This window comes from Halothermothrix orenii H 168, from assembly GCF_000020485.1.
Classification (GTDB): domain Bacteria; phylum Bacillota; class Halanaerobiia; order Halanaerobiales; family Halothermotrichaceae; genus Halothermothrix; species Halothermothrix orenii.
Genome location: NC_011899.1, coordinates 1,429,481 through 1,443,486, shown reverse-complemented (window position 1 = coordinate 1,443,486; position 14,006 = coordinate 1,429,481). Strand labels below are relative to the sequence as shown.

The window sequence follows — 14,006 nt, the reverse complement described above, 5'->3', positions numbered from 1 at the left end:
TTAGCCAGGCCTGAGATTTAGTTGAATAAAAAATGGTAAGTAAACTTTTATAAAAGTTGGTGATATCAGTTGAAGAAAGTATTTAATACTTTAACAAAATTATTAGTAATATCATTATTTGTTTATACGTGGTCAATTGTTGAAGCAAATGGTGGTAAGTTGAACAGAGCATATATCTATCTATATATAACATTGGTTGTTATTAGTTTAATATCAGATAGATATTTTTATAAGGGACAAAAATCAGAGAACAAGAAAAAATACGAAATGACAAGTTCTTTTATATCCTTTACATGGTTTACTTCATTAATAATTCCAGTTTTAGAGTATGGATACATAATGAGAAACAATTCTATGTTTACAATTATAGGTGCAGCATTAGTAATAGCAGGAATAACAATAAGAGGAATAGGAATAAAAACTTTAGGCAAATATTTTTCAAGAGATGTAGAAACATGGGATGATCATAAAATAGTTAGAACAGGTATTTATAAATATATTCGTCATCCAGCATATGCAGGAAACATATTACAAATTATAGGATTCCCGTTAATTTTAAATTCATATTTTAGTTTGATTTTATCATTAATTACGATATATGGTTTTATATGGAGAATTAGAGTTGAGGAAAGTTTTCTTAAAAAAGAAATTCCAGAGTATGAGGAATACATGAGAGAAACAAAAAGAATTGTTCCAAAGATTTGGTAAGACAATAATATAATTTAACGTTAAAATTTTATTTTCTATAAAATAATGGGGGCATGATTATACCAAAAAATAATGAAAGGGATGATTATTACTTTATGGAAAAACGTCTGAGAACAAACTTTAATAGCCAAAGAAAAAAATCAAATATTGGATTAATTCTACTTATTTATATTGCTTTTATATCTCTGGGGTTACCCGATGGACTACTGGGAGTAGCCTGGCCCGATATGAGGTCCAGTTTTGGCTTGCCTCTGGATGCCCTGGGAATTATAACCATTGCTTTTACAAGTGGATATTTGATATCTAGTTTTTTTAACGGTGTTTTAATTAAAAAAATGGGGGTAGCTGGACTATTAGCTACAAGTTGCTTTGCAACTGGTCTGGCTTTAGTCGGATATACCCTGGTCCCTGTTTGGTGGCTTTTGCCAATATTAGCTGTTTTAGCAGGCCTGGGGGCTGGTGCTATTGATGCTGGACTCAATACCTATGTAGAGGAAAATTATGGAGAGAGTCTTATGCAATGGTTACATGCTAGTTTTGGAATCGGGGTTACCCTGGGTCCAATTATTATGTCTACGGGTTTAAGCCTGACTGGAACCTGGCGTACCGGGTATATAGTTGTTGGGGTAGCTCAGTTATTACTGGCTGCAACTTTTTTATTGACCATTTCAATGTGGGAAAAGCAGGAAAGAAATAAAGAGAGTAAAAGCAAAAGAAAATCGGGTAACAAAATGTCTTCAAAAGTCAGTCTGACTCAAACCTTAAAACATCTTCCGGCCTGGTTAAGTATTGGTCTTTTTTTCATCTATACAGGGATTGAATTGTCTGTAGGTCATTGGTCATACACATTGTTCACTGAATCCCGCTGTATTAGCCCTGAACTAGCTGGATTATGGGTAGGGGGTTATTGGGGCTCTTTTACGGTAGGAAGGATTCTGGCTGGCTTTTTATCTTTTCGTATTAAGAGTAAAAAGTTAGTTGAATTAGGAGGGTTACTGGCGTTAGGGGGTAGCCTTTTGTTATGTTTGAATATAGAACATTGGTTTTATCTTCTAGGTATTGTCCTTATCGGCATTGCGATTGCTCCTATTTTTCCAGCTCTGGTTTCAAGCACATCAGACCGGGTTGGTAAGGAACATACATCAAACACAATTGGAATGCAGATTGCTGCAGCTGGCCTGGGTGGAGCATTACTCCCGGGATTGGCGGGTGTATTGGCCCAGAATATCTCCCTGGAGGTTATTCCTATCTTTATAGTTTGTTTATTTTTAATGTTTCTTCTTCTACACCGGGTTATACTGTATATTAAAATGTCTACAACAAATAATTAAAAAAATGGAAAGAGCAACAGCAAATACACGTTATGGATTGAAAAATAATTGGAATTCGTTAAGTTTTATGGATAAAGGTAATATAGTGTTATTAAACAGGGGAATATACGATGGAGACAATAATAAAGCAATAATAAAAATTACTGGATTTGTTAGAAAAAAATAAATAAGGAACTAATACTTTAAGGTCCGGGTAAATTTACCCGGACCTTTTTATTTTACACAACCACCTTCCAACTTGAATAAAATGTATTTAAATACTATAAATATATACTTTTTTGTTGGAAGGAGGATAAAATTGTTTTTATTTGAATATATTATTAAACTACTCATGGGTAGTTCCGAGACCTTGTTTATGGGATTGATCATAATTATTTTTGGGTATTATGGGTGGTTGTTATGGAATATAAATAATAGTTTTCATTCTTTTGAAGATAGATGGAACAAGCATGAGGAAAATTTAAATGATATTAAAAATAGAATGAAAGACCTCGATAAAAGTGTGTATAAAGAGTTAATCCAGAAGTTAAATACAAATTTAATTGATATGAAAGATATAGATGAAAATATCAACAAAGTTAATGATGATATGAAGGATTACCGGAATGATATTATTGATGAAATTAAAGAATCCGAAGAAGAAATTAAAGAGGTGATGAAGTTATTAATTACTCACCGTTCTCGAAATTATCAGTCTTTACTCAAAGGAAAGGATTCTAAGAATAATAAAAAGTAATACAACAAATTATATTATAAAGGAATTAAAACTAAAGACCTGGTCAGGGGGTAACCGGGATGTCCAGTAAAAACAAAAAGACAGATGATATAACCCTGTTACAATTAAAGCTAGAAGTAGCTCAGGAACTGGGTTTAATTGAAAAGGTGAAAAAGGTGGGATGGGCAGGGTTGACAGCTGAAGAAACCGGGAAAATTGGAGGGTATATGACCCAGAAAATCAAAAATCTGAAAAAGCGTAAACTTGATTAAACCTACACCATCTATTATAATATAGGGTGTATTAATGTATGTATAATATGTGTATATATGGTTGTGGAGGTTAGGTTATGGATAACAGATATCAACGAATTGCCGTCATGGGGGGGACCTTTGACCCGGTTCACCTGGGACACCTTATCATTGCTGAACAATCATATAACCACTTTCATCTGGATAAAGTAATATTTATGCCAGCGGGTATTCCCCCTCATAAGAGTGGTAAAAAAATTACTGCTAGCAGACATAGGTTAGAAATGTTAAAACGGGCAATATCAGATAATCCCCATTTTGATTATTCTACCTATGAGTTGGAGAAAGAAGGTAAGTCATATACGGTTGAGACTCTCAGGTTTCTTTATAATAAGAAAATAGCCAGGGAGATTTATTTTATAATCGGGGCTGATTCACTTCTTGATATATATAACTGGAAGGAGCCTGAATATCTATTGGAAAAAGGTAATTTTATTGTGGCCCCGAGGCCTGGTTATTCCCTGAAGGGTATATTTGAAAATAGCAAGTATAATATTTACCGTAATAATATTTATATTTTAAAAGAGCCTTTAATTGATATATCATCATCCAGATTAAGGGAACAGGTAAACAGGGGGGAATCCATCAGGTATCAGACCCTCCCCTGTGTAATATCATATATAGAAGAAGAGGGTCTGTACAGAGGTGATTGAGTGTTTCCAGAAAGGGATATTATTAAGATATTGAAAAGAAAACTTAGCAAAGAAAGGTTTGAACATACTCTAGGTGTTGCCGAAGTAGCTGGTGATCTGGCAAAAAAGTACGGGGGGAGCTGGAAAAAAGCACGTCTGGCCGGTTTACTCCATGACTGTGCTAAAGGCCTTGGCCTGGACAGGCTTATAGAGCTGGCAAGGATGTCATCTTTTTCAGTAGATGAATATGAAATGAATTTACCCCCTTTATTACATGCCCCGGCCGGGGCTTTTCTGGCCAGGCAGGAGTTTGGAGTAAATGATCAGGAAATACTGGAAGCTATCAGGCACCATACAGTTGGTAGCCCTGATTTGAGTACGACCGGACTGATAATATTTGTAGCCGATTTTATAGAGCCCAATAGGCAGTTTCCCGGGGTTGAAAAGTTGAGAAAAGAAGTTGATAAAAGTCTTATCCATGGTGTTATCGCTGCCTGTAATCAGTCTCTTGAGTATAACATAAAAAAAGGTCGCATTATACATCCCAATACTTTACTGCTTAGAAACGAATGTTTAAGGAGGATACAATAGATGAGAAAGCCCAGCAAGTCTATTATAGCAACACTCTTTATAATATTATTTATAACTGGTTTTATTCTGGCTATTATCTTTAATACCCAGTTTAGTGTCTTACGGAGAAACCCCTTTAATACTTCTAAATTGAATATTCTTGTAGTTGGTTATGATTCCTCAATAAATGGTCCCCCCCGGGCTGATACTATAATTCTGGCCAGTGTTGATTTAGATACAAAAGAAGTTGGGATTCTGTCAATTCCAAGGGATACAAGGGTTGAAATTCCTGGACATGGTGTTAACCGGGTTAATGCTTCCCATGCCTTCGGTGGGGTGAAATTAACTCATGAAACTCTGGAATCATTTTTGAATGTCAGGATAGATTATTATGTGGAAACAGATTTTCAGGGTTTTGCCCGTATTGTTGATGCCATTGGTGGAGTTAAAGTTTATATAGAAGAACCCCTCCATTATGTTGATAAGGCAGGTGGGTTATATATAGATTTACCGGCTGGAGAGCATCTACTAAATGGTGAAAAAGCCCTGGAATATGTCAGATTCAGGGAGCCCGTATATGGAGATATTGGGAGAATAAAGAGGCAGCAGAAATTTATAAAGTCAATGATTAAAAAAGTACTCAGTCCAGATACTATAGTTAAGCTCCCTGCTATTTATAAAATTTTCAGGGAGTCAGTTAAAACCAATATTCCTCTCAAGGATATAAGTCCTTTTATTCATCTTTTTAAAGATGTTAACCTGGATAATATCCAGGCAGAGATTGTCCCTGGTGAACCCAGATATATAGATGGTGTCAGTTACTGGATTTCTGATAGAAAGAAACTTGGGATCCTGGTTGAAAACCTTATAATGAGTAAAGAATATATTAATAATGGGCAGTATCATTTAGTTATTAATAATGGCAATGGAGTAACTGGACTAGCCGGTGAACTGTCCGATGAACTTGAGAAATATGGTTTCTATATTGAGAAGATAGGAAATGCTGATCACTTTGATTATAATAATACTCTTATTAAGTACTATGACATAAGGGATAAAAATTGTGCTTTTAAGATACAAAAATTAATTGGTGGCAAAGTGAAACATGTTGAAGATACTGAAAAGGGTTTTCTGGAGATAATTATTGGCCATGATTATTTAAAAAGAATAGATTATAAAGAAGAAAAGAAAAAAATAGAAAAGAAAGAAGATAAGGGAGTTGGTAAAAAGGATGAGTAATAATACTGAAAAGACTACTAAAGAGTTAGCTATACTGGCTGCTGAAGCAGCTGAAGATAAAAAAGCAAATGATGTTCAGGTATTAGATGTCAAGGAGTTAACTATAATAGCCGATTATTTTGTGATATGCAGTGGTAATTCAGAACCACAGGTTAAGGCGATAGCGAGGTCAGTGGAAGATAAGCTTGGAGAAGAAGGCATACATCCCCAGAAAGTGGCGGGAAAAGATAATGCCCGCTGGATATTGATGGATTATGCCGATGTTATTGTTCATATCTTTTTAGAAGAGGAAAGACAGTATTATGAGCTTGAGAGGTTATGGGCTGACGCCGAGCAAATATTGAGAAAGGGTGAATAATTCAGTACTTACCGGTATAACTGCTACAACCTTTTTTGCTCTTTTAAGGTTTAAAATATATTATTCCTTGACATTTATAAAAAATATTATTATAATCTATTTAAATCATAAAAATTGTAAATGAAATGTTAATACTTATCAGGCAATGATGGAAAGTAGTAGGTATACTTCTGTCTTCAGAGAGCCGGTGGTTGGTGTGAACCGGTGTCAAAGTATATTGAACTCGTTCCAGAGCCTGACCGGTGAAATTTAAGTAATTGGTCACGCTACCAGCGATATCGGTAATGAGTGGGTATGAAGCCAAAAAGGGTGGTACCACGGGAATAACCTCGTCCCTGTTTTCAGGACGGGGATTTTTTTATTTGGATTTAAAGTATTGGTTTTCATAAATGTTTTATATTAAGAAGGAGGGATGTTTAAATGAAAGGGTATTATAACTTTGCTGACATTGAGAAAAAATGGCAGGATAAATGGGAAAAAGATGGTCTTTATAAAACCCAGGAGGAGACTGATAAGGATAATTATTATGTCCTGGAGATGTTTCCTTATCCCTCGGGTAATTTGCATATGGGCCATGTGAGGGTATACTCAATCGGGGATGTAATTGCCAGGTTTAAGAGGATGAATGGATATAATGTATTGCACCCCATGGGCTGGGATGCCTTTGGACTTCCGGCTGAAAATGCAGCCATAAAGCATGGTAATATCCATCCTCAGGACTGGACCTGGGATAATATAAAGAATATGAAAAAACAGATGAAATCTCTTGGTCTAAGTTATGACTGGGACCGGGAGGTTACAACAGCCAAAGAAGATTATTATAAGTGGACCCAATGGTTTTTTGTTAAAATGTTTAAAAAGGGCCTGGCTTATAAAAAGAAGGCAGCTGTAAACTGGTGTCCCGGTTGTGAAACTGTTCTGGCCAATGAGCAGGTAGTTAATAATGCCTGTGAACGTTGTGGTACTGAAGTTGAAGAAAAGGAACTGGAGCAGTGGTTTTTTAAGATAACGAATTATGCAGAAAGGTTGCTTGAAGACCACAAACTGTTACAGAACTGGCCAGAAAAGGTTAAAATAATGCAGAGAAACTGGATTGGACGCAGTGAAGGTATGAGGATTAAGTTCCCCGTAAAGGGAAGCAGTGAAGAAATTGAAGTTTTCACGACCAGACCAGATACTATTTTCGGGGCTACTTATATGGTACTGGCTCCGGAGCATCCCCTTGTGGAAAAATTAATTTCCGGAACCGAAAAGGAGAAGGAAGTCCGTCAATTCATAGACAGGGTTAAAAAACAAAAAGAAATGGAGAGAACGTCTCCGGAGTCAGAAAAAGAAGGTTTGTTTACCGGTGCCTATGCTATCAACCCCATGACCGGAGAAGAAATACCGATTATGATCGCCAATTATGTTTTGATGGGGTATGGTACCGGTGCCATAATGGCTGTTCCTGCCCATGACCAGCGGGATTTTGATTTTGCCCGCAAGTATGACCTTCCCATCAGGGTTGTAATCCAGCCTGAAGAAAGGGAAGAGGAGTTGAAAGATACCGATCTCAATGAGGCTTACGAAGGCTCCGGGCATCTGATTAATTCAGATAAGTACAATGGTCTGACGGTTAAAGAAGCCTTTGATGTGATGGCTGAAGATATGGAAAAAGAGGGTATTGGTAAGAGAGAAGTAAATTATCGTTTAAGGGACTGGTTGATTTCCAGACAGCGTTACTGGGGAACCCCTATTCCTATTGTTTATTGTGAAAAATGTGGTACAGTGCCTGTTCCGGAAGAAGAGCTCCCGGTTGTTTTACCTAGAGACGTAGAATTTAGTCCGACCGGAGAATCACCACTGGCCAAAGTTGATGAATTTGTAAACACAACGTGTCCTGTATGTGGGGGTAAAGCCAGACGTGAAACTGATACCATGGATACTTTTGTGGATTCTTCATGGTACTTCCTGAGGTATACTGATCCCAAAAACGATAAACTTCCTTTCAGCAAAGAAAATGCTAAAAAGTGGTTCCCGGTAGATCAATATATAGGTGGTATAGAACATGCAATTCTGCACCTTCTTTATGCCCGGTTCTTTACTAAAGTCATCTATGATATGGATATGATAGATTCAGTGGAGCCTTTTACCAACTGGCTGGCTCAGGGAATGGTATTGAAAGATGGAGCCAAAATGTCCAAATCTAAAGGTAATGTAGTTGATCCTGAAGATATTCTGGATCGTTTTGGGGCTGATACTGCCAGGTTATTTATTCTGTTTGCCGCTCCACCGGAAAAAGACCTTGAATGGAGTGACCGGGGTGTAGAAGGGGCTGAAAGGTTTTTAAACAGGGTCTGGCGCCTGGTTGCCGACAATATAAAGGAAATAAAGAATACAGACCAGGCATCCCTGGATGTTAATTCTTTTAATAAAAATGAAAAAGATCTTTACCGGAATCTCCATGTAACGATAAAAAGAGTTACTGAAGATATTGGAGAGAGGTTAAATTTTAATACAGCCATCAGTGCTATTATGGAGTTGACCAATGCTACCTATCAGTATCTTAACGGAGTAGAAAAGGTTAACTATACATTGATTAAAGATATAATAGAAAAGATGCTATTAATTCTGGCTCCCTTCGCTCCCCATATGACTGAAGAACTATGGAGTGAGCTTGGTAATGATGAGAGTATTCATATTCAAAAGTGGCCTGGATATGAAGAAAAGGCTCTGAAAAAAGATGAGGTAACCATTGTAGTTCAGGTAAATGGTAAAGTAAGGGATAAACTACAGGTTTCTGCCGATATAGATGAGGATAAATTAAAAGAACAAGTACTTGAACTTCCTCGAATTCAAAAATATACTGAAGGTAAAGAGATTGTTAAGACTATAATTATACCGAAAAAGCTGGTTAATATAGTAGTAAAGTAATTACATGAGCTTTGAATTTTAAGGAAGATATAAGCTCCTCCGTAACCGGAGGAGCTTTTTGTTTATAGAGGGAAAATGTTTTATTTAATATGGTTAATACATTTAATATGTTTAATCAATTTAATTGATTATAATGGTGATTATTTTCTTATAACAAACAAGAAGCCAGGTGAGTAAATCTCCTGGCTTCAATGTCTGGAGGGGATTGGTTAAATGGGGGTATTAAAAAAGGTTAATATAATATATGAATTTTTTTGTCAAAATGTGTTTCCCATTTTATAAAGTTGACAAAACAGATAAAGATAGTTATAATTATTATAGAAACTTAAATACTAAACCTTTAATTTTTTGGGTTTAATTGAAAATGATTATCAATTAACAGAGGGGGGGATGAAGTTGACACTTGCTGATGTCAGGAGAGGGGATAAGTTTAAAATAGTTAAAATTCCTGATAAAAAAATAAGGGCTCAGGCTTTGAGGTTTGGAATATCAGAAGGGGCCCGGCTTATCTGTGGCGAAAAGGTACCGGGTGGCCCTGTAGTCCTTAAATGCAATATGCAGGAGATAGCAATTGGAAGAAGATTAGCCCAGGAGATAAGGGTAAAAAAACAGGAAGGGTGATAGTATGGATTGCTGTGATATAAGCCATAAAATACCTATACCTGAAAATGATAAAAAAATAGTTTTAGTAGGAAACCCCAATGTCGGGAAGTCCATTTTTTTTAATGCATTTACTGGAATATATGTCAGTGTTTCCAATTACCCTGGTACAACCCTTGACATAAGTACAGGCAAGTATAAAGATTATGTCATAATTGATACTCCTGGTGTCTACGGGGTTTCATCCTTTAATGATGAAGAAAGGGTAGCCCGGGATGTAATTCTGTCAGCCGACATAGTGGTAAACATAGTTGATGCCCTTCATCTGGAACGGGATTTATTTTTGACCCAGCAGATAATAGATATGAACATTCCAGTTATTGTAGCCCTGAATATGATGGATGAGGCTATCAAGAATGGCCTTAACATAGATGTGAAAGCTTTATCTAAAGAACTGGGAGTTCCGGTGATCCCTACTGTTGCCATAAATGGCTCAGGGCTTGATGAAGTCAAAGAATCTATAGACAGGGCAACCAGGGGTCACACAACACTTGATGATAATTTAAGGTTAAAAAATTTATTATATGATTTAAGTGACAAAATAGGCAGACAGGCTGCTTTGCTTGTCCTGGAAGGGGATCCATATGTATCGCAAATGTACGGGGTTAAAGCACTTGATTATCGGGAAGAAATCTATACCAGGAGAAGAGAAAGAGTTAATGAAATTATTAGACAGACAGTAAGTAAGAAAGAAAAAGCTCCCGGGTTTAAGGAGAAACTGGGAAGTATAATGCTAAACCCTTTAGGTGGAATACCGCTATTATTTTTAACATTATATGCCCTTTACCAGTTGATCGGGGTGTTTGTTGCCCAGACGGTGGTTGGCTTTACGGAAGAGATTCTTTTTCTTGGTATCTATGAGCCTTTTATTATAGAATTTATATCCCGGTTTATTGAACCGTCTTCTTTTCTGGGGCAGCTGTTGATAGGTGAATTTGGTGTTCTGACTATGGCTGTAACCTATATCTTTGGATTATTATTGCCCCTTGTGGTTGGTTTTTACTTATTTCTTTCAATCCTTGAGGATTCGGGATATATGCCCCGGATTGCTGTTCTGGTAGACAGGGTTCTGAATTACCTGGGGTTAAATGGCCGGGCGATAATACCAATGCTTCTCGGTTTTGGATGTGTCACCATGGCTACCATAACTACCAGACTCCTTGGGTCCAGACGGGAGAGGATAATTGCTATATTTTTGCTGGGTCTGGCTATTCCCTGTTCAGCACAGCTGGGTGTAATTGCCGGTCTGATAGCGCCTCTTGGATTCAATTATCTGTTAACATATATTGCAACTATTACGGTTGTTTATGTAATAGCAGGAACGGCTTTAAATAAAGTATTACCTGGAAAATCAACTGATTTACTGATAGACTTACCCCCTTTAAGGGTTCCAATAATTAAAAATGTCCTAAAAAAGACCCTGGTCAAATCAAAGTCTTTTATAAAAGAGGCTGGTCCCATATTTGTGCTGGGTTCAATCGTCATTACTTTATTACAGACAACAGGAACTCTTCCTGCCATTCAAAATATGGTAGCTCCAGTTACAGAAGGTCTATTGAAGTTGCCCCCTGAATCTGCCACCGCTTTTATTATGGGGATTGTCAGGAGAGACTTTGGGGCAGCGGGGTTAAACAGTATGAGTCTCAGTTCTGATCAGACACTGGTAGCCTTAATTACTCTAACCCTTTTTGTACCCTGTATTGCAGCCATGATGATTATGATAAAGGAGAGAAACTGGAAAGAAGCTGTTCTTATCTGGCTTGGGAGCTGGGTTACAGCCTTTGGAGTCGGGGGGCTTATTGCCTATATATTATAAGTGAGGTGGTATAGATGGGATGCCCAATATCGGGGACAAATAAATGCCCCCATTGCGGTTACAAAACTGATGATAATTCTTTGATAAAATGCCCTCGCTGCAATGGGTTACTGATTACAAGGTGTTCAGAGTGTGATGGGTGTAGTCTTTACAGTATTTTTAAAAAAGAAAGTTAAGTGGATTAGTTGATTATAATTACTGAAGATTATTATCTGGGGGTTATTACATTAATTTTTTAATTTAGTTTAGATTAAAAAAAGAGAACTTTACAAATCCTAAAATTATTAGGAAGGGGCTGATAGAGTGGAGGATAAAAAAATTGTCCTTAAAGTTGAAGGGATGAAGTGTGATAATTGTAGGGATAATGTTGAGAAAGCACTGAAGGAAGTTGAAGGTGTTGAACATGTTGATACTGATTTAACCACGGGTGAGGTTAAGGTTTTATGTGAAGAAAAAACAGGAATTGATAGTCTGAAAAGAGCTATAAAAAAAGCCGGATATAAAGTGAAATAATTTTTTAAGCCCGCCTTACTGGTGGGTTTTATTATGTGTTCTTCAATATAAATAACTTGACAAATCAACTCTACAGTGATAAGTTAAATAAAAATACTATATGGGGGTATCTAGATTGGAAGAGCTCGGAAAGGTAATCAAGACTGAAGGTGATAAACTTACTGTAAAGATTATCCGCAGGTCAGCCTGCAGTAAGTGTGGTCATAAATGTGGTCTTGCTGGAGCCCATGAAGTGGATGAAATAGAAGTAGAGGTAGATAACACAGTCGGGGCTAAAGAGGGTCAGGTTGTAAAACTGGAAATGGGAGAACAGCCTCTCGTGGTCGCTTCAATGCTGGTATATCTTTTACCTATTATATCTCTTATAGCAGGTTATTTTATAACCTTTTCCCTGGTTAAAGCCCTGGGTTTTAAACCTTCTGAAGCCGCTGGTGTGATTGGTTCAATTATCTTTTTCATTTTGTCATTTTATCTTCTGAAAGTGGTAGACAAATTTTTAAGTTTTAATCGTAAATACCACCCCCGGGTCAGTGAGATTGTAGAATAAATAAGGGAGGGTGTCTTCATGAATTCTATAAATGATGAAACAAAAAAAGATTTATTGAACAGGTTAAGGCGAATCGAGGGGCAGGTCAGGGGTATACAAAAAATGATAGAACAGGACAAGTACTGTGTTGATATATTAACACAGGTAGTTGCCGTAAGAGGTGCTTTAAAGAAAGTCGGGTTAATGGTTTTAGATGAACACACCCATGGTTGTGTGCAGCGGGCTATAAAAGACGATGAGGGTGAAAAAATTATCGATGAACTAATGGTAGTTTTTTCTAAATTTACAGATTAAAGTTTTTCTTAAAATTTAAATACAAAGGCAGGGTGATAGTTATATGTCAGTTGGGGCACTTTTTGTATCTGCATTTATTATTGGTTTTTCCGGAGCTATGATGCCAGGACCTTTACTGACTTATGTTATCAACGGAAGTTTGAGGAAAGGTTTTAAAGCAGGTCCTCTTTTAATTGTGGGTCACGCCATTTTGGAACTTATATTGATTGTGTTATTATTATTGGGGCTTAATAACCTATTTTCAAACCAGATATTTACTTCAGCTCTGGGCCTTATCGGAGGTAGTATTTTACTCTGGATGGGTTATGGAATGATAAAATCAGTCATAAAAAGGGAAATATCGTTAGAAGGACAGGTTGAAAATAAAGTTAACATCGCAGGGTTGGTGTTACCCGGGGCCATTGTTAGTATTTCAAATCCTTACTGGGTACTGTGGTGGGCTACAGTTGGAATGACTTATCTGGCTAAAAGCCATCAACAGGGAGTCCTGGGAACCGGGGCTTTTTTCACAGGACATATTCTGGCTGATTTTGTCTGGTATTCATTTATTAGCTGGCTGGTTGTCTTTGGCCGGAAATTGTTAAACGACAGGATGTATAGAGGGCTGGTAGCCCTGTTCGGGATTATCCTTATTTATTTTGCTTTAATGTTTATGTATGACGGGGTTAAATTTTTTATTTTTTCGTGATAAAAACCCCCTGGAAGATACCACTGGAGCTGTGGTTAACTTACAGGGGGTTTTAGTTTATTATATTTGTTTTTAGTTAAACAGGAAGGGGCAGACCGGACCAAAATTTTGTCGATTTCTCCGGTTCCATCCTTTACCTGCCCACCTGTTGTTCCAGTTAAACCCATTTTTAAAAGGAAAAACTTTTATTTTTTCCAGTTGTTCAGGAGTCAGGATATTCTTATATTCCTGAAGATACCTTATTCTCAGATCTAATAGTTTGTTTTGTAGTTCATTAAGTCTTTCTTTGGCCAGGTTAATCTCTTTTGATTCTATATTGGAAAAAATTAAATCCCTTAATTCATAAACTGCTTTTCGCATTTCCAGTCTTATTTTATCTCTTTCAAGGCTAAAATCTCTCTTTAAATTACTTAAAGCCTCGACCTGACTACTGGTTAGACCCAGGTATTCGAACATATCATAATTGCTATAAGGTGTGGAATTATTGTTGTAGGGTCCTCCACCGAAGGCCAGAGTGTTAATACTTGCACCTGTTATAGCAAGGCTTAAGATAAGTAGTCCTGCAATAACAAACTTTTTATTCAATTCAACCATCTCCTTTTTTTTAGTTAAGGGCCGTTTCTGCTTTGCCGTTATTTAATCTGTATTTTTCGACCCTGTTATAATTATAGGAGATAAATTTGAAGAAAATATGAATTTAAATAAAATAAT

General features: G+C 36.8%; 17 protein-coding genes and 1 other annotated feature. Of the genes, 16 read left to right on the top strand and 1 reads right to left on the bottom strand.

Annotated elements, in window-relative coordinates:
• Positions 1-69: 69 nt before the first annotated feature.
• The 16 genes from HORE_RS12470 (at position 70) to HORE_RS06930 (ending at position 13,295) form a co-directional block, all read left to right on the top strand.
• Positions 70-708, top strand: a complete 639-nt coding sequence (locus tag HORE_RS12470; protein WP_012636279.1) for a methyltransferase family protein — start codon at positions 70-72, stop codon at positions 706-708.
• A gap of 53 nt (positions 709-761) precedes the next feature.
• Entirely contained in the window at positions 762-2,039 is a 1,278-nt protein-coding gene (locus HORE_RS06995) for an MFS transporter (protein WP_012636278.1), read from the top strand.
• Between the two features lie 4 nt (positions 2,040-2,043).
• A complete protein-coding gene (locus HORE_RS12940) occupies positions 2,044-2,205 on the top strand; it encodes a hypothetical protein (protein WP_167935767.1) in 162 nt (53 codons plus the stop codon).
• Between the two features lie 132 nt (positions 2,206-2,337).
• Positions 2,338-2,775, top strand: coding sequence for a hypothetical protein (locus HORE_RS06990; protein WP_012636277.1), 438 nt, complete (start codon positions 2,338-2,340; stop codon positions 2,773-2,775).
• Positions 2,776-2,834: 59 nt separating this feature from the next.
• Positions 2,835-3,026: an alpha/beta-type small acid-soluble spore protein gene (locus HORE_RS06985; protein ID WP_012636276.1), complete on the top strand. Its 192-nt coding sequence runs from the start codon at positions 2,835-2,837 to the stop codon at positions 3,024-3,026.
• Between the two features lie 77 nt (positions 3,027-3,103).
• Entirely contained in the window at positions 3,104-3,718 is a 615-nt protein-coding gene (nadD, locus tag HORE_RS06980) for a nicotinate-nucleotide adenylyltransferase (RefSeq protein ID WP_012636275.1), read from the top strand.
• Positions 3,719-3,748: 30 nt separating this feature from the next.
• Positions 3,749-4,288, top strand: coding sequence for a bis(5'-nucleosyl)-tetraphosphatase (symmetrical) YqeK (yqeK, locus tag HORE_RS06975; RefSeq protein WP_167935766.1), 540 nt, complete (start codon positions 3,749-3,751; stop codon positions 4,286-4,288).
• Entirely contained in the window at positions 4,289-5,506 is a 1,218-nt protein-coding gene (locus tag HORE_RS06970; RefSeq protein ID WP_012636273.1) for an LCP family protein, read from the top strand.
• Positions 5,499-5,864 (top strand): ribosome silencing factor, encoded by a 366-nt coding sequence (gene rsfS, locus HORE_RS06965; RefSeq protein WP_012636272.1) that lies wholly within the window; start codon positions 5,499-5,501, stop codon positions 5,862-5,864. Before HORE_RS06970 ends, rsfS begins: the two co-directional genes overlap by 8 nt.
• Positions 5,865-6,000: 136 nt before the next feature.
• Positions 6,001-6,204: a binding site (T-box leader), on the top strand.
• An 80-nt stretch (positions 6,205-6,284) separates the two neighbouring features.
• Positions 6,285-8,777: a leucine--tRNA ligase gene (gene leuS / locus HORE_RS06960; protein ID WP_012636271.1), complete on the top strand. Its 2,493-nt coding sequence runs from the start codon at positions 6,285-6,287 to the stop codon at positions 8,775-8,777.
• 396 nt (positions 8,778-9,173) lie between these two features.
• Positions 9,174-9,398, top strand: coding sequence for a FeoA family protein (locus HORE_RS06955; protein ID WP_012636270.1), 225 nt, complete (start codon positions 9,174-9,176; stop codon positions 9,396-9,398).
• Positions 9,399-9,402: 4 nt separating this feature from the next.
• Positions 9,403-11,253: a ferrous iron transport protein B gene (gene feoB, locus HORE_RS06950; protein ID WP_012636269.1), complete on the top strand. Its 1,851-nt coding sequence runs from the start codon at positions 9,403-9,405 to the stop codon at positions 11,251-11,253.
• Between the two features lie 303 nt (positions 11,254-11,556).
• Positions 11,557-11,766 carry a heavy-metal-associated domain-containing protein gene (locus HORE_RS06945; RefSeq protein WP_012636268.1) on the top strand — a complete coding sequence of 70 codons (210 nt, stop codon included), beginning with the start codon at positions 11,557-11,559 and terminating at the stop codon, positions 11,764-11,766.
• A gap of 115 nt (positions 11,767-11,881) precedes the next feature.
• Entirely contained in the window at positions 11,882-12,313 is a 432-nt protein-coding gene (locus HORE_RS06940) for a SoxR reducing system RseC family protein (protein ID WP_012636267.1), read from the top strand.
• An 18-nt stretch (positions 12,314-12,331) separates the two neighbouring features.
• Complete coding sequence (locus tag HORE_RS06935; RefSeq protein ID WP_012636266.1) at positions 12,332-12,607, top strand: metal-sensitive transcriptional regulator; 276 nt, start codon at positions 12,332-12,334, stop codon at positions 12,605-12,607.
• A 43-nt stretch (positions 12,608-12,650) separates the two neighbouring features.
• Positions 12,651-13,295, top strand: coding sequence for a LysE family transporter (locus HORE_RS06930; protein WP_012636265.1), 645 nt, complete (start codon positions 12,651-12,653; stop codon positions 13,293-13,295).
• A 72-nt stretch (positions 13,296-13,367) separates the two neighbouring features.
• Here the strand turns inward: HORE_RS06930 and HORE_RS06925 are convergent, their stop codons facing one another.
• The gene (locus HORE_RS06925) at positions 13,368-13,880 is read right to left on the bottom strand and encodes a Spy/CpxP family protein refolding chaperone (protein WP_012636264.1); all 513 of its coding nucleotides are present in this window, start codon (positions 13,878-13,880) and stop codon (positions 13,368-13,370) included.
• Positions 13,881-14,006: the final 126 nt, after the last annotated feature.